Source organism: Brucella sp. NBRC 12953, from assembly GCF_040369775.1.
Taxonomy (GTDB): domain Bacteria; phylum Pseudomonadota; class Alphaproteobacteria; order Rhizobiales; family Rhizobiaceae; genus Brucella; species Brucella pseudogrignonensis.
In genome coordinates this window covers 208,434-224,310 of record NZ_BAABSV010000004.1, presented here as the reverse complement: position 1 = coordinate 224,310, position 15,877 = coordinate 208,434, and the positions used below count along the sequence as shown (strand labels likewise).

Below are 15,877 nucleotides of genomic sequence, written 5' to 3'. Positions count from 1 at the left end.
TCGCGAATATCGGCAGTAAAAAAACTACTGAATTTGTGATTTTCGATTCGATTATGGGGGGAGCCTAGTTGAACAACAGGATAATAGGTCTGGCCGCGTTGGTGGCATTCGTGGCCATAGTGCCTCCTACGCTTTGGCATGATCACTTGAATGACCCGTGGGCTAAGTGGGTTTATGACTACCAGCCCCTCATTGCGGGTGCGTTCGCGATTTTTGCAGCTTATCTGACTGTCAATACGATGCGTGAAACAGATGATCGTCAGGAATCGCGACATCAAGAGTTGATGCGCCTTAATCTCAGACGAGACCAGTTGATCGCGCGTCGCGCAGCACATCCGCAGGTCATCGATATTCAAGAGTGTGAACGAGACGTCGAAGAGCTGATTTATGAAATCCAGTCTACTGATTACAATAGTTGGATTATGAGCGTTTCTAATGAAACACGCGTGAACTCTCTCACGCCCGTTGTTAGAGAGCTCAAAGATGTACTCCTTCGAGATCAATTGGATGCGGTGAAGCCACTCTTGGACCAACGGGGATATCGAGCACTTCAGATTTTGCGTAGGGAACTCGATCTGCTCGTCAAAGTGTCCAGTAAAGTGGAAAGCGACATTATCGATTACAACCGAGGCAAGGGATACGTTCCCTCTCACGATGAAGGCGAGCGACGACGGCAAATTGTAATATCTAAGCTTGAAATTATTGGTCATCAGCTTCCACACCTGAACGAAAGCATCGTGGTATTGGCGGGGGAATACGAATGAGCGACTTGTCTACGTTGCAAAAAAGCTTGATTTTTCTGACAATAGCGATTGCAATTGTCTTCACCTTTATCTTTATCGATTTTCACTTTGGTCAAAGGTGCGCATTGCCAGAAGCCAACAGTATTGGAAAACGTTGTGGTAACCCGGTCGCAAATTTTCTTTATGATTTCCAGAGCCTTATTGGGGGTATTCTGGCTGTAGCAGCAGCATTTTTTACTATTCGCCAAATGCAAGCGACTGACGCGGAGCAGGCAAAGCATCATAGAGAGTTGATTGATATCCAACTCTTTCAGCAGCAGGTTTCTATTCAACAGGGTTGTGAATTGATTAGAGCGCTCTTCATAAGTAGCACCCCAGCTTTGGTTAGGCTTAGGAACACTATAAAGAGGGACGGGAACAGTGCAGCAATGGTGTTCCCCGACGCTGAAGAATATGCAATTGCTTTTAGGAATGTTGAGAGTTTCCTGAATTCTCCATCGATTGCTCGCGTTGAGCCGCTTATTGGAGGGGACGTTGTGCTTCAACTTTTGCTGGCGCGAAATGCTGCCAACAGATTGGCTGATTTTGTACACGTCTCTACTCTGGATGATCCCGACGATGCCAGCGACAAAGAAATTTTGGATTTCGTCGATTTTTTCACAGTTCGATACCTTGATATTTTCAAACATACGAACTTTGTTTTGTCCGCGCTTGATAAATTGAATAATGAGCTTGGAGCTTTGAAGAAGCGCTTCGGCGAACCTCAGCTTTTTAGAAATGGGTCTTAGCGCTCTTTCTGATCGTAACAGGCTCTGATTTCTTTTCATTTTGGATGCTGTGAAGTTGATGTTAGGCATTGGCTAAATCCAGCGGAATGCGAGCAGCGTTCCCCGTATTTTTGTCCACCGAATAGAAGCGAGCATGCTCCTTGGACGCCATGACACGCACGGAATCCGAAATCACCATCATGGCCTTTTCCCATTCGCCGGTTTCATCCGTGATTTTCAGTCGTTTCAGGGCGAGAATGCGATCTGTGTTCAGCTTTCCTTGTTTGTCGACCTGAAACGCCTGATCAATCAGCGCACGGATATCCGATGCAACGCGTTTGGGCATCAATCTTCTCGGTGATTATCGTTACAACGATTCCTGGACCTTTGGTGGCAGTATCGGATTTCAACGCAGTCGCGATAAGCTCAACCACGAGGGTTCTATCGAGAGCGACAACTGGCAGGCTGGCCTTTATGCGTTGTTTCAGGACAGCGCTTCAAATTGGCTTGCGGGTGATTTGAATATCGGGCGTAGCAGCTTCGATAATAAACGCTCGATATTCCTACAGGCGATTGACGGCCCAGTGCTACTCGATCAACGACTTTCGTCAGATACGTCAGCCTTGTCTTGGGGCGCTCGGGTTGAGGGTGGCCATGACTTCACATTGGGCGGCGTAAAAAGCGGCCCGGTCGCTGGTCTTGATTATATGCGGTATCGCATCAACGGCTTTGACGAAGACAGCGATTTCCGCACCGGCATGAGCTATGACAAACAAACGTTTGATTCATTCGAGGCCAGTATCGGCTGGCGTTTGCATGGCACAATTGCGCTGGGCAATGGAATGGTTCTCCGTCCATATTCCAGCTTGAAGTGGGTGCATGAGTTTGCAGATGGTCGTCCTGACAGCATCCAGCTGACAAGCCTTTCGGATGGCGGTGTACGTATCGCCGATTTGGGCAATGTTGATAAAGACTTTGGACGTGCGCAGCTTGGTGCTCAGCTCGCTGTAACTGAACAGGTCGGCGTCTTCAGCGAAATCAATGCGCGCTTTGGTCATGACGACGGAAATCAGGTTGGCTACTCCTTCGGTCTTCAGTTCCGCTTTTAGAGCGCTGGTGCGTTTTAGTCAGAGCGAAACGTGTTCTAAGCAGTGAATTGAATTTCAATCCGAATTTAATCTGGTTGATTTCATAAGCTCATACGGTTGTAGCCCGCCCGGTTTAATCGCCAGGCGGGCTTTCTCATGCGCGAATTACGCGTGGCCGCGACGATTTTACCTGTTCAACAATTTTTTAGGGGTCTGTTAAGGAAATAGTAACGCAATGAAACAATTTTTTATGCTGCGTGATTGGCGATATTATGGAGGTTTCAGGCAATGACTAAAAAAACAACCACTGTTGCGTTGGCGCTTGCAGGGTTGGTGGCGAGTTCTTTCGCGGCTTCGGCTAAAACAAGTCATGTTGGTGAGTTTCGGGATTGGGGCGTTTATCAGAACACGCAGCTGCCCGGAAACAAATGCTATGCTTTGACTGTGCCGTCGAGTTTCCTTCCGGCAGGCGTCAGGCATGGCGATAATTTTATTATTATTTCCAAGTCTGGAGGCGGTTACAGCCCCCAGCTCGTTATGGGTTATCAGCTTAAAGCCGATAGCACGGTGAGGGTGATGGTGGACGGTGCGCAGTTCCCATTTTTCACTGAAGGGAATCGGGCTTGGGCACAGAATGAAGGCGATGAGGCGCGCATTATCAGCGCAATGCGGTCTGGCCGCTCGGTTAATGTGCAGGCGACTTCTGTTCGTGGCACGCAGACACGCTACACATTCTCGCTTATGGGACTGTCGGCATCGCTTCAGCGCGTTGATCGCTGCTAAGCAAGCAAAAATGAAGCCCCGCCAACGGGCAGGGCTTCATTTCGTTAGAGCTTGGGCGGGCTATGACAGCCACTGCTGGTGCTTGTACCAGTCATCGATGTCGGACTTCACACGGTCCTTAGCGATACCGTAGCGCTCCTGAATCTTGCCTTCCAACTGTTCGCGGCGACCATTGATCTGGTCAAGATCATCGTCAGTAAGTTTACCCCACTGTTCCTTGACCTTACCCTTAGCCTGTTTCCAATTACCTTCTACGCGATTCCAGTCCATTGGATTTCCTCCGTTCTGGTTAGTTGTGATTAAACAACGCGTCAAAGGCTGTTTGGTTCAGATTAATGGGCGGTTTTTCAAATTCTCTTGGCCGGATTGCAGTTTCGTTGAACTCAAAGACCGAGGAACTTGAACGGTTCGGAATCCTTGAAATCTTTGTTTACGACGCCGGAAAAGATGTTGCGCTGATCTGGTCCCAGATCGAGTTTCTGAACCTTTCCTTTATCGGCTGAAAAGTCGATTGTGTTCAGATCGACCCAGAAGATGTTGGGCGTAAGCGCAGATTCAAAGAAATAGAGCTTACGTTTGTGATCAGCGACTGTGCGCCAGCGTGTCGATGAGATGTTCGGCTGATCAGGTGTGGTGATGCCGAAAGGTACTGATGTGTTGCGAATGACGCTGAAAACGCTCGCCAGTGCTTCGACTGGTTCTTCTGACTTCGGAATAGCATTGATGTAGAAGGCCGCGCGCGTGAAGCGATCCGAAGCCCGATTGGTGCCCGGCAGCATCACCGTTCCGCCGATCTGTGTCCAATAGGAGTGAAGTGCCAGCTGTTCATCAAAGGTCGGCGAATTGGTCATTACCTGATATTCACGGCTGTGATGAATGACCTGTTTGCCGTCGATATATTCGATGATGGCACTGTCGCCTGATGCGTCTGACATGGAGAGATGCAGCGTTGCTAGCCTGCTTTCACCGGGAACCTTGTCAGTGACGATTGTGAATGGGTTGGCACTGAGCGCTTTAACGGCTTCATCGACGGTCGCAAAATTGTCGAGCACATATTGCGCCCAGGCTGCTATGGACAGGCCGGGACCCGTTCCGTCATATTTCGGATATTCAGATTCAACCAGCCATAACACATTGGCCACAAGACCGGCTTCGTTCATGCCGTCGGTTGTGGAAATGTCGTAGCCGGAGGAAATGACGCTTCCGTATTTAGACTTCCACTTGACGGAGTTTGGTCCGGCTTCACCTGAACGATCCATTCCGCGCGGGAAAATCCAGAGATTGGTGCCGACATCAACTTTCCAGTCCATGGAGCGGGCAGTGATTACCTGATCGTTCGCTCCGAGATAGACTACGCGTGTGCAGGCTTCGACGACAGGTGCGACAAACATACTGACGGCGACGAGAGCGCTGGTGCATGCAGCGGCAAAGGACTTTCTCAGAATAGCCATTGGTAACCCCCTTGTTGAAACGGTCGACGCATTTCTCAACTTTATGCGCTGCATTCGTGACGCCTATCACGGCAATCCAGTGCAACACCTGATCGATATTTATCTCTCACCGCCATAACCACGGCGTTTCCATTCGGCAAGCAGCATAATGTCGGGCGGACCGCCGCCTGCTTCATACCAGGAATCAACGGCCCAGCGCTCGCCATCCTTCGCTTGGATTACGGCGGTCCAGTGTGGATAGCGGCCGTCAATAAAGCTGCCGCGTGTTGTTTTGCGTGCTGGCGAATGATGTTTTAGCCACCCTCGCGCATCCAGATATCGGATAAAATTATCAGTGTTGGTCGATTCATCGATACAATCCATCTGGCCTTTGATGCGCGCTTTGCCAAATTGCATTCGCGGTTTGTCGCGCACGCCGATGAAAGCCGTGCTGCGTTGCTCAAACAAGGCAATTGCTGACCGCAACGCTTTACGTTCGGCGGCGGGCGATTGCGCTCCCTGGCGCATGAGGCTTTGAACTCGGCGCAGATCCTGGGCAGATAAAGTCACCTTGGTTCGATAATAGCATTCATAGCCATGACAAACACTGAAAGTCTGAGCCTCGGCCTTTGGCGCAGCTACAAAGAGCGTCAGTGCAGTGATTGCTACGGCAAGCGGTTTCATAACGAGTTCCTATTTCGCTTTCAAAGCTGCGGATCAGGTTTGTTTCTGGTTTGTAAACAAGAGCGATGGTTCAAGACGCTCTATCCCCTGATAAGGATTGGCATGAATGGCGAGAATCCATAGACAAAATGCAGCCGTGATCGAATAAATTACCATAGCTTTGATCCCTGCCGTTACTCTGTCCGCATGTGTTGCGGCAATTGTAATTATCGTCAGGACCGTTAGTGAGAACAGTAGATACCACTTATACATGTCAACCGAAGTTGAGCCGACAGAAAGCCGTGCATTGCGCGCATCCTGCAATTCATCAAAATCGCGGACGAGCTGCGATATGATCGGTGCAGGAATGTCAGTTTTGGCGAGGTGTACGATCTCACGCCGAATATTTTGCAGTGCAACCTCAACGGAATGAACGGGATAAATGTTACTGTTCCCCTGCCATTCGTCCTTAATGACTGCAGAGCGATATTCGGACAACGAATTCACGAGCACAGGCGCGTTGAGAATGTCGGGGCTTGCAGCTCCGATCAGTCGCGAGATTGATGACCGCTCTTCGCTTGTAGCCTGATCAGCCTTCGAGTTCGCTGTCCAGATATCTGCGGCCACAAACCCAAGCGAGAGCGCCCAAGCCGTAGCAATAGTGCTGATGAAAGCACCGATCGGGATTGATAAAATATCGTGATTGGCATGGCGAGACAGAATGTGGAGTGCCAAGCGGCCCACAAAATATACGGCAACACCGAGTATCGCGAACGTTACGAACGAAAGATACACGGATAGTTCGAATATTGATGTCATCCCGCGCCCTGTTCCCCAAAATCTATAACCTGCTCAGGTAGTTGAGGCCATATTAGAAAATCTTGCAAGTATGAAATGGCTTTCCATTATTTCTTGCTAAACAAAGGCTTGCGCTCGATCCTGGTTATTTGGCTGACCAATTCCATGGACAAGCAAAAGCCGCCGGAAAACCCCAGCGGCTTTGAATTACAGCTCGACCAATTGCAGAGCTGCTGAATGGGTATCAGAACTGGACCGAGAGGCCGATGACTGGACCGTGCTGAGTTACGTCATATTTGAACTTCTCGACGCCATCATTGTCGCGATAATCCTGGTAGAGCGCACGGTAGCCGACGCGCCAGGTGGTGGGAACATCAAATACCAGTGTGCGATAGCCGAGATAGATCTGACCATTCGCACTCAGCTTGGTTCCTGCGCCAAAGCCGCCAATATCCGCTTCTGCGAAGATGTTCCAGCGATCATTGATGTCGTAGAAGACACGCGTCCCGATGAATGGATCAGTCCAATCTGCTTTACGAGATGCGCTGAATGGTCCGATATTGACCTTCGCTTTCAGTTCGGTCCAGCGAACGCCCACAGTCGGCTCGATTGCGAAGACGCGCTGTCTGCCGAAAAGTGTGGTGCCCTCGAGCTGCTGTTCATAGAGGCGATAGTAGACGCCACCTGAGAGGGTCGTCGATGTGATGTCCATGTCGAGCTGTTCATTGAGAACATCCGCGCCCTGACTGGTCTTGGTATATTGGCCATCAAAATAGGCGCCGAATGTACCATTCGTCACTTCGACATTGCCCATGAAGCTCATATCGAGATTATCGAGAATGTCTTTGAACGGCACGTCAACATTTGTGTTCAGCCCAAGTAGGCCCGCTTTACCGTTCAGCGATGCACCCCAGACATAGGGGCTGAAAATCACACGCCAGCGCTGTTGATCCTGAATATCGGTCTGAACAGGAGGAGCAGCGACGATATCGGCAGCGTGGGTAGCCCCAGCAGCCGTTAATATAAAAGAGCTAGCTAATATAATATTTCTAAAAGTAGTATTCAGTAAATTATTACTATCGGTGCGCGAATTGTTTCTGTTCACGGAATTATCCTCTCGGAACCTAATTTAGAAACATATAAAAGACAGGGCCATTAAAGGCGTAATCCATAATTATGTTAATCATGACAAGAAATAAACCAGAAAATGAATGTAATACAGAGGTTTTGTCTGTTGACTTTGCTCTGAGGCAACCGTTCTATTCCGATGCAATTGGATTAATGAATGTTTCTGGCTTCCGAATGTGGCCGAGCTCCCAAGTGGCTGCATTTTATCAATCCAGGCATCTAATTTTGTGATGAGGTTTATCATGCAAAAGAATTGGTCTATCTGGAAGTCCTCTTACCGAATGTTGGCTCGTGGTGCAGCGGTTGCAACACTTGCTTCGGCACTCATCGTCCCGCAGGTGGCACAAGCCTGCACGAGCTTTGTATTGCCGACAACAGACGGTAGCGTCGTTTACGGACGCACAATGGAATTCGCTTTCCCAATCGATTCCGATTTGATCGTACTGCCGCGCAACTTTGAAATTTCAGCCACACCGGCAGATGGCAAGGAAGCGAAGTCGTGGAAAGCCAAATATGCGGCGGTGGGCATGAACGCTTTCGGCGTCACTGCACTCGCGGATGGTATGAACGAAAAAGGCCTGACCGGCGGCGTTCTTTATTTCTCTGATTTTGCAAAATACACCGATCCTGCAGATGCCAAAGCTGAAGACAGCCTTGCACCTTGGGATGTTCTGACCTGGGCTTTGACGAATTTTGCAACTGTTGCAGAAGTGAAAGAAGCGCTGAGCAATATTTCAGTCGTTACAGTTATCCAGAAGAATATGGGCATCGCACCACCGCTGCACTACACCCTTCACGATGCCACCGGCGCATCTATTGTCATCGAACCAGTCGATGGCAAGCTGAAGGTTTATGACAACCCACTTGGCGTGATGACGAATTCACCTTCGTTCGATTGGCACATGACCAATCTCCGGAATTACGTCAAATTGTCGCCGAATAATGCGAAGCCTGTGAAAATCCTCGGGGCTGAAATCACGCCGCTTGGCGAGGGTTCAGGCATGTTGGGCATTCCGGGCGACACGACACCACCATCGCGTTTCGTTCGTGCTAGCGCTTATGTCCTGTCAGCCAAACCGGTTGCCAGTGGCGTCGAAAGCGTGCGACTTGCTGAGCATATCGTCAATAACTTCGACATTCCAAAAGGCTGGATCGAAGAGCCGAATACGCCTGCTGAATATACACAGTGGAGCACAATCGGCGATTTGAAGAACCAGGTCTATTACATCAAGACTTACGATGATCCGGTTCTTCGCGGTGTTTCGTTCAAAGAACTGGACCTCGAAGCTTGAGCCAGCTTCACTCATTGAGAAAAAGTAAGCTGGTAAGAACTCTGAAAATGAGGGCGGCCGATCAGGTCGCCCTTTTTCAGCGGTTCCAGTTAGGAAAGAATCGTTGGAACCGCTGTAACTATTTGTTTTTACGCATTATCCGACGCAAAACCGCTTCGCACTTTTGCTGGAAATGCTATAATTATGGTACGTCGTCGTAACCGACCACTCCGCCCTCGTTTTCGAGATTGGCAATTCGTTTTGCTTCGGAGCGGTTAAATTTCAGACGCACGCCAAGTCCACCACCGTTCTCCCAGATAAACTGAGCGCCCACCTTCTCCAGCGTATCTTGCAGCGCTTGGATCTGTTTATCGGAAGGCGTTCCAAGCTTCCGTTCGAACTGTTCAATGGTTCCGGTGTCGATACCCGATAGTTGTGCCAGTCGCTCGCGAGAGAATTCTACGAGTGCGCGTGCTGCACGGCATTGCGGCCCTGTTATCATAGTAAACTTCCTATCCGGATGACATGGTTTCTGCCTCTGATGTCGATAAGTCTATGACAAATAACCACGAAAGCCATGCGGCTTTTTGCTAGCAATGAAGTGCTACCGTTAACGATCACGCAATCTTGAAGCTTGCGTTTTTTCGTGAACACAATTTCGCCATTGTTTTTCTTGTCCGCCGCGGTGTCGCTTCTTACATAAGGAAGAACGCCCGCAGGAGGATGCCGTTTGTCTGGCTCCTTGCCAGATCGATAGTTCGGCCTGCCTCATAAACATAAAAATCAGATGGTTTCCGATGACCACTTATAAATATTTCATTTGGCCTGCGATTTTCACGGTCATTGGACTTCTCTGCGCTCTCTGGCTTGGCTATTCGACAACCGGCACCGTCGGGGGCATGGTCTCCGTCTTCATCATCTGTGCGGTGCTGAGTGTTCTCGAAATTTCCCTTTCATTCGACAATGCCATTGTGAATGCACGCATTCTGCGTGACATGACGCCCAAGTGGCAGCATCGGTTCCTGACCTGGGGCATTATCATCGCCGTTTTCGGTATGCGGATCATCTTCCCGCTGGCAATCGTTGCGGTTGCCATGTGGACAGACCCGATTTCCGCACTGAAACTCGCCATTTGGCAGCCTAATGAATATGCGCGGGTCATTGCCGAGTCCCACACGGGCATTGCTGCCTTTGGCGGCACATTCCTGCTGATGGTTGGCATGAAGTACTTCTTCGACGTCGAGAAAGATGTGCATTGGGTGAAGATCATTGAGAGCCGCATGTCGAAGTTCGCGTCGGTTCAGGGTGTTGAAATCGGCGTTGCCGTCGCACTCATTCTCTTCTTCTCCTATCAGCTTGATGCCGAGCATTCGCACACATTTCTAGTCGCCGCATTGTTCGGCCTGCTGACCTTCCTTGCAGTTGAGGGCCTGGGCGAAGTGCTCGACGCTTCGCAGGAACAGGTGGACATGGTCCATCGTGGCGGTCTTGGCGCTTTCATCTATCTTGAAGTGCTGGATGCCAGCTTCTCTTTTGATGGTGTGATTGGTGCCTTTGCGCTCACCACCAATCTATTTGTGATTGCCATCGGTCTTGGCATCGGTGCATTCTATGTGCGCTCACTCACCATCATGCTGGTGGAGCGTAAGACGCTCGGCCAGTATCGCTATCTTGAGCACGGCGCTTTTTACGCGATTATGGTGCTGGCGGTGATCATGTATGTGCAGACGCTGGTCCACATTCCAGAGGTTATCACTGGTCTGATCGGCGCAGTGCTGATCGGTCTCTCGCTGCTGTCATCCATTCGCTACAACAAGAAAAACCCCGAGTGGCAGAATGAGGCCGATGAAGCGGCGCTGCATTGATAAAACGCTTACAAGCGAAACGAGAAAAGGAGGCGAAAGCCTCCTTTTTCTTGAGGCTTGACGGAATCAGCAGAGTTAGCGAGCTTTGGTGAGCTCCCGGCGTTGATAGGCCGGAGCATATCAGCATATGCCGCAAGCCTATAAGCCAGCGGCTACGACTTTTTTGGAGAGGGGTCTTCCATGGTCGTTACTCGTTTGAGCAAAACCGCCTTTGTCGCGGCAATCGCTTTCTTCGCAACACTCGTTTCGTTCGGCAATATCACAGACTACGGAAGCAATTTTGCTTTCGTCCAGCATGTGCTTCTGATGGATACGATCTTTCCGGACGCAACCATCAAATATCGCGCGATCGATAGCAATTTCCTACATAATGCCGGATACATTCTGATTATCGCGGCAGAGACATTGACGGCAATTCTTTGCTGGATTGGTGCTTTTGCCATGTTCGGTCGACTGAGTGGTGATGCAAAGAGCTTCAATCACTCAAAGAAATGGGCAATTGCTGGCCTGTCTGTTGGCTTCCTCGTCTGGCAGGTAGGCTTCATGTCGATTGGCGGCGAATGGTTCGGTATGTGGATGTCTTCAACCTGGAACGGTATCGAATCCGCCTTCCGCTTCTTCATCACCATCATTGCCGTGCTGATCTATGTCGTCCTGCCGGATGGCGAGATCGAAAAATAATCAGATGAAATGAGATGCAAGGGCGGGTTCGTTGATGAGTTCAACGCCCGCCTTTTGCATTTGATTGAGCATGGTGTCCATCGATCCGCCTATGTCGATGCCGCGACAGGCGTCGAGCCGAACGCGCACACGAAAGCCATGTGACACGGCGTCGAGCGCGGAATAGGCAACGCAGAAATCGGTTGCCAGTCCGGCGATTGTCAGAGAGCCAATGTTGCGGTCACGCAAGTAGCCCGACAGGCCTGTCGGTGTTTTGCGGTCGTTTTCATAAAAAGATGAATAGCTGTCGATGCCGATGCGAAAGCCCTTGCGAATAACGAGCTGCGCGCGCGTCCACTTTAAATCTGGATGAAAGTCGGCTCCATGTGTGCCTTGAACACAGTGATCGGGCCATAATGTTTGTGGGCCATAAGGCATAGCGATGGTGTCGAATGGCTTCTTACCAGAATGGCTTGTGGCAAAGCTTGAGTGACCCGCAGGGTGCCAGTCCTGTGTCAGAATGACATGCTCGCTCTCATCGATCAGCCGGTTGATAGCTGGCAGAATTTCATCGCCCTTATCGACGGCTAGTGCACCACCGGGGCAGAAATCATTTTGCACATCAACGACGAGAAGGGCATGACCGATCATAAAACGCTCCTGACTGCTTTGATGCGATTATAATCAGCGGCAAGGGTGCTTGCCAGCAATTATCCGCGTTCTGGTATTACATTGTCTTTGGTGCTACCGACCTACTTTCTTTACTTGAACAGGGGGTAGTTATGACCGATGAAATCACGCGCGATAGCAACGGAACGCAGCTGAACGACGGCGATTCTGTTACGCTCATCAAGGATTTGAAGGTCAAAGGAACATCAACCACGCTCAAGCGTGGTACGCTGGTCAAGGGCATTCGCCTGACCGGAAATCCAGACGAGGTTGATTGCAGCACAAAGCAAGTCAAAGGCCTCGTGCTGCGTACTGAGTTTTTGAAAAAAGCCTAATCAGGCATCAATTTCGACACGACCACGCGGACGGCTGCAACAGGCAAGAATGTAGCCTTCCGCGATCTCGTCGTCACGAATGCCGCCATTGTGGTTCATTTCGGTTTCACCGCCGACGCATTTGACCTTGCAGGTGCCACAGATGCCGAACTCGCAGGCGCTCGGGATTTTGAGCCCGCCATTTCGCGCTGCCAGTAGGATTGTGTCATTCTCGGTGCATTCGACTTCAACGCCGGACAGGCTGAAGACGACGCTGGCGGGTGCGACAGCGGGCTTTACCGGCGCCGCCGGTGTATCCACCGCCAGAGCAGAAGGCACTGGCACGGCAGAGATTTCGGTCGCAGGCTGGAAGCTTTCCTGATGATAGTTGGCCATGTTGAAGCCGGATTGCTCCAAAAGGCCACGCACGCCATTCATGAACGGCTCAGGACCGCAGCAGAATACTTTGCGATGCAGAAAATCCGGCGCCAGCAGTTCGAGCCGGGCACGGTCGATACGTCCATGCAGGCCGGGCCAGACATGGCGGGCGGATGATTGCTCGACGATGAATGCAAGGCGCATGGCTTCCATGCGGCCAGAGAGCAATTCAAGCTCCTTGCGGAAGATGATGTCGTCAGGGGAGCGCGCGCAATTGATGAAGGCGACATCGGTTGCCGGTGCGCAATCAAATAGCCAGCGCGTCATCGAAACCATTGGTGTGATGCCGGAGCCAGCCGAAATGAAGAGATATTTTTCACTCGGATGATTGGCGAGCGAAAAGTCGCCATTTGGGCCATAGGCCTTGATGGTCATCGGTGGGCGCAGATGATCGAGCATCCAGCGCGTGCCGATGCTATCTTTCTGCGCTTTGACGGTGACTGAGATATGATAGGGCCGGGAAGGGGTCGATGACAGCGTGTAGGTCCGCAGCACCGGCCCTAATCCATCGGCCCGTTCAATCGGCAGTTCAAGAGTGACGAACTGGCCCGGCGTATAGCGGAACCAGTTGTCCTCCAGCGTTTTGAAGGAGAAGGTCATAACGTCTGGCGCTTCTTCGATGGCCGAGATGCATTGCAGCATCTGCAACCTGTCGTTCCACGGCAGCATCTCGTCCAGATATTTCAGAGGCTGCATGGCCTTCTCACTTCTTCAATACGTATTACAGTTTATGCGACGCGGCTAAGCTTTGCCGTTTCACCCTTCAGGCGAGGTGTGACAGTGTTGGTGTACCATTCGAGGAACTGCATCACGCCACCTTCATGCTCGACCGAATAAGGGCCGGGCTGGTAAGCGGGTGAGCGAATGCCGACCGCATTTTCTTCCACGATCTGGCGATCCTGGTCATTGGTCTGAATCCACACATGGGTCAGCTCATCGAGGTCGTAATCAACGCCTTCAACCGCATCCTTGTGAACCAGCCACTTTGTCGTCACCATGGTTTCCTCGGCGCTGATTGGCAGCACGCGGAACGAGATGGCGTGATCGACCATCAGGTGGTTCCAGGTTGATGGGTAGTTGAAGAGCAGCATAGCGCCGATATTGGTGTTACCCGCTACCTGATCGCTCAAAGGCTTCTTGACGGCTGGTTTGCCCGACATGGTGTAGCTTACTGCATCGCGCAGAAGCGGGATTCGGGTGATGCGGTAGCGGCCGTCTTCCGACATGTTAAACTCAGCAGGAAGGCCGATGGAGGCGCAGTTCTTCCAGAGCTGGTTGATTTCCGGGTCTTCCATCACCCCCTGAACGCCGGTAGCGCTTGGTGCTTCAGGATAGGTGCGGCAAAGTTCAGGATGGTTGGCCGCGCAGTGATAGCACTCGCGGTTGTTTTCCCATACGAGCTTCCAGTTGCCTTTCTCGATGATCGAGCTTTCAAAGGCGACCTTTGCTTCCTTGATATTGTGCGGCGCGAGATAAGGCTCGACGAGAGTGCGGAAACCATTGAAGTCCGGCGCTTCGTCTGCAAGGCAGACATAGATATAGCCCGCGACGTTTTCGCAGTGAACCTGCTTCAAACCATATTCGGCAGGCTTGAAATCCGGGCCAACCTGACGTGCAAACAGCAGGCGACCATCGAGTTCGTAGGTCCACTGGTGGTAAGGGCAGACGAGCTTCGCTGCAGTGCCTTTTTCGGCGGAGCATATGCGTGAGCCGCGATGGCGACAGGAATTGTGGAACGCGCGGATGCCGCCCTGAGCATCGCGCACGATGACGACAGGGTATGCGCCGACCTGAACGGTCATGTAAGAGCCGGTTTTTGGCAGCTCGCAATCGTGGCCGACAAACAGCCAATCGCGATAGAAGATGTTTTCCAGATCAAGCTTGTAGAAATCCGGATCAGTATAAAATTTCTGCTCCAGGCTGAAATTTGGGTCGCGCCCGGTCAAAAGCCCCAGCATTTCGTTGCGAACGTCCATAGCCTCGAACCCTCTGTGTTCTGTCGTTGGATTGGCCTTTTGCTGTTCTCTCAGCGACCTTGGCCCGATCCGGTGTTCCCTTAATCCTCCGGAAGCACGGCTTTTCCCGTTATCTCAATGGCTTGTCTGTTCATCTGCCGATGTTCAGACTGGCTCCCGTTGTCATGATTCAATCATCGAAATGTTCTAAACGCGCATTGGGATGCGACATGATTTTCGCGTAAAGACGACACGCTAGGGCGGGCTTTGATCAGCGTCCAGCTGATCGGTGCTCTAACTCGTTGTTTAGACGCGTATCTTGCCCGAAAACCGCTTCATACTTTTCGGGATATGCTCCAAAATGACGCGCTGAGAATGATGCCGGACTTCGCAATTGTGTGAGACTCTCTCTTGTGGGATTGCCAAGAGGCTAAAAAGGCAGTTACCAAACTGCGAAATATATTCAGTTTCATTCTATGGGAGGTTCAGAGGCCATGAAACGTTCAGAAATCAATGAGATTATCCGCGAGAGCGACGCCTTCATTCGTTCCTTTGGCTACGTCATGCCTCCTTTTGCTTATTGGTCGCCAGAAGAGCTGAAAACGCGCACTTCGAGCGATGCAAAGGCCATTCTCGATGGTCGTCTTGGCTGGGACATTACGGATTACGGTCAGGGCAAGTTTGAGGATCTTGGTCTGTTCCTCTTCACCACGCGCAACGGCAATGCCGAAGACCTCAAGCGCGGTGGCGGTATGCTTTATGCCGAAAAGATCATGATCTCGCGCAAGAATCAGCTTTCGCCGATGCATCGTCATGTGGTGAAGGCAGAAGACATCATTAATCGCGGTGGCGGCACGCTGGTACTGGAACTCTTCAATTCGCGCGCCGATGGCAGCGTCGATGAAGAAACCGATGTAACGGTTGCAACCGATGGCCGTCTCGTGACGCAAAAGGCCGGTGCTCATCTGAAGCTGAGTCCGGGTGAAAGCGTCACGCTTCTGCCGGGCAACTGGCACGCTTTTTGGGGTGAGGGTGCCGATGTGCTGATCGGTGAAGTATCGACAGTGAACGACGATCTGACGGATAATATTTTCCGTGAGCCGATCGGACGTTTTTCCAATATTGAAGAAAACGAACAGCCAGTACATCTGCTGGTATCAGATTATGATAAGTGGCTCTGAACCTAGCGATATTCCGGCTCTGGCCGTCTGCAAATGTCGGTTTTTGAGCCTCCGGTGCTCACGTACCCCAAAGTACGCTGCGCTCCGGGTCTCGAAAACCAACATTTTAGACAGGCCATAACCG

19 protein-coding genes are annotated in these 15,877 nt (G+C 51.1%); 9 read left to right on the top strand and 10 right to left on the bottom strand.

What is annotated here, in order from left to right; translation table 11 throughout:
* The first annotated feature begins 68 nt into the window (after positions 1–68).
* Complete coding sequence (locus tag ABWV94_RS11375; protein ID WP_353413631.1) at positions 69–764, top strand: hypothetical protein; 696 nt, start codon at positions 69–71, stop codon at positions 762–764.
* Positions 761–1,531, top strand: a complete 771-nt coding sequence (locus ABWV94_RS11370; protein ID WP_113497956.1) for a hypothetical protein — start codon at positions 761–763, stop codon at positions 1,529–1,531. Before ABWV94_RS11375 ends, ABWV94_RS11370 begins: the two co-directional genes overlap by 4 nt.
* 61 nt (positions 1,532–1,592) lie before the next feature.
* On the opposite strand, the gene ABWV94_RS11365 is transcribed toward ABWV94_RS11370, so the two are convergent.
* Positions 1,593–1,856 (bottom strand): DUF3164 family protein, encoded by a 264-nt coding sequence (locus ABWV94_RS11365; protein WP_113498124.1) that lies wholly within the window; start codon positions 1,854–1,856, stop codon positions 1,593–1,595.
* Here ABWV94_RS11365 and ABWV94_RS11360 point away from each other — a divergent pair.
* Both ABWV94_RS11360 and ABWV94_RS11355 read left to right on the top strand, forming a co-directional pair.
* The gene (locus ABWV94_RS11360; protein ID WP_353413628.1) at positions 1,849–2,619 is read left to right on the top strand and encodes an autotransporter outer membrane beta-barrel domain-containing protein; all 771 of its coding nucleotides are present in this window, start codon (positions 1,849–1,851) and stop codon (positions 2,617–2,619) included. The two genes, ABWV94_RS11365 and ABWV94_RS11360, sit on opposite strands and share 8 nt — an antisense overlap.
* 267 nt (positions 2,620–2,886) lie before the next feature.
* Positions 2,887–3,381 carry an invasion associated locus B family protein gene (locus ABWV94_RS11355; protein ID WP_039859959.1) on the top strand — a complete coding sequence of 165 codons (495 nt, stop codon included), beginning with the start codon at positions 2,887–2,889 and terminating at the stop codon, positions 3,379–3,381.
* Positions 3,382–3,441: 60 nt separating this feature from the next.
* Here ABWV94_RS11355 and ABWV94_RS11350 read toward each other — a convergent pair whose 3' ends face one another.
* From ABWV94_RS11350 to ABWV94_RS11330, 5 genes are all read right to left on the bottom strand, one after another.
* Positions 3,442–3,651, bottom strand: coding sequence for a CsbD family protein (locus ABWV94_RS11350; protein WP_007875896.1), 210 nt, complete (start codon positions 3,649–3,651; stop codon positions 3,442–3,444).
* Between the two features lie 113 nt (positions 3,652–3,764).
* Complete coding sequence (locus ABWV94_RS11345) at positions 3,765–4,832, bottom strand: linear amide C-N hydrolase (RefSeq protein WP_007875894.1); 1,068 nt, start codon at positions 4,830–4,832, stop codon at positions 3,765–3,767.
* A 99-nt stretch (positions 4,833–4,931) separates the two neighbouring features.
* Entirely contained in the window at positions 4,932–5,495 is a 564-nt protein-coding gene (locus ABWV94_RS11340; protein ID WP_007875893.1) for a hypothetical protein, read from the bottom strand.
* A gap of 33 nt (positions 5,496–5,528) precedes the next feature.
* Positions 5,529–6,293 (bottom strand): bestrophin-like domain, encoded by a 765-nt coding sequence (locus tag ABWV94_RS11335; protein ID WP_007875892.1) that lies wholly within the window; start codon positions 6,291–6,293, stop codon positions 5,529–5,531.
* A gap of 223 nt (positions 6,294–6,516) precedes the next feature.
* Positions 6,517–7,317 (bottom strand): hypothetical protein, encoded by an 801-nt coding sequence (locus tag ABWV94_RS11330; RefSeq protein WP_064322430.1) that lies wholly within the window; start codon positions 7,315–7,317, stop codon positions 6,517–6,519.
* A gap of 325 nt (positions 7,318–7,642) precedes the next feature.
* Between ABWV94_RS11330 and ABWV94_RS11325 the strand changes: the two genes are divergently transcribed.
* Entirely contained in the window at positions 7,643–8,692 is a 1,050-nt protein-coding gene (locus ABWV94_RS11325; protein WP_353413626.1) for a linear amide C-N hydrolase, read from the top strand.
* 181 nt (positions 8,693–8,873) lie between these two features.
* Here the strand turns inward: ABWV94_RS11325 and ABWV94_RS11320 are convergent, their stop codons facing one another.
* Complete coding sequence (locus ABWV94_RS11320) at positions 8,874–9,173, bottom strand: helix-turn-helix domain-containing protein (RefSeq protein WP_105518745.1); 300 nt, start codon at positions 9,171–9,173, stop codon at positions 8,874–8,876.
* A 295-nt stretch (positions 9,174–9,468) separates the two neighbouring features.
* Between ABWV94_RS11320 and ABWV94_RS11315 the strand changes: the two genes are divergently transcribed.
* Positions 9,469–10,536, top strand: coding sequence for a DUF475 domain-containing protein (locus ABWV94_RS11315; RefSeq protein WP_007875881.1), 1,068 nt, complete (start codon positions 9,469–9,471; stop codon positions 10,534–10,536).
* A 180-nt stretch (positions 10,537–10,716) separates the two neighbouring features.
* Positions 10,717–11,217 (top strand): DUF2165 family protein, encoded by a 501-nt coding sequence (locus tag ABWV94_RS11310; RefSeq protein WP_007875879.1) that lies wholly within the window; start codon positions 10,717–10,719, stop codon positions 11,215–11,217.
* Here ABWV94_RS11310 and pncA read toward each other — a convergent pair whose 3' ends face one another.
* Entirely contained in the window at positions 11,218–11,847 is a 630-nt protein-coding gene (gene pncA / locus ABWV94_RS11305; protein WP_113497961.1) for a bifunctional nicotinamidase/pyrazinamidase, read from the bottom strand.
* Positions 11,848–11,978: 131 nt separating this feature from the next.
* Here pncA and ABWV94_RS11300 point away from each other — a divergent pair, with 131 nt between their 5' ends.
* Positions 11,979–12,200, top strand: a complete 222-nt coding sequence (locus tag ABWV94_RS11300) for an alkylphosphonate utilization protein (RefSeq protein ID WP_007875876.1) — start codon at positions 11,979–11,981, stop codon at positions 12,198–12,200.
* Here ABWV94_RS11300 and ABWV94_RS11295 read toward each other — a convergent pair whose 3' ends face one another.
* Complete coding sequence (locus ABWV94_RS11295; RefSeq protein ID WP_007875874.1) at positions 12,201–13,313, bottom strand: FAD-binding oxidoreductase; 1,113 nt, start codon at positions 13,311–13,313, stop codon at positions 12,201–12,203.
* A 32-nt stretch (positions 13,314–13,345) separates the two neighbouring features.
* Complete coding sequence (locus ABWV94_RS11290; protein WP_113497963.1) at positions 13,346–14,593, bottom strand: aromatic ring-hydroxylating oxygenase subunit alpha; 1,248 nt, start codon at positions 14,591–14,593, stop codon at positions 13,346–13,348.
* 473 nt (positions 14,594–15,066) lie between these two features.
* Here ABWV94_RS11290 and ABWV94_RS11285 point away from each other — a divergent pair, with 473 nt between their 5' ends.
* On the top strand, positions 15,067–15,753 hold the full coding sequence (locus ABWV94_RS11285) for a D-lyxose/D-mannose family sugar isomerase (RefSeq protein ID WP_113497965.1): 687 nt from the start codon (positions 15,067–15,069) through the stop codon (positions 15,751–15,753).
* Positions 15,754–15,877 lie beyond the last annotated feature (124 nt).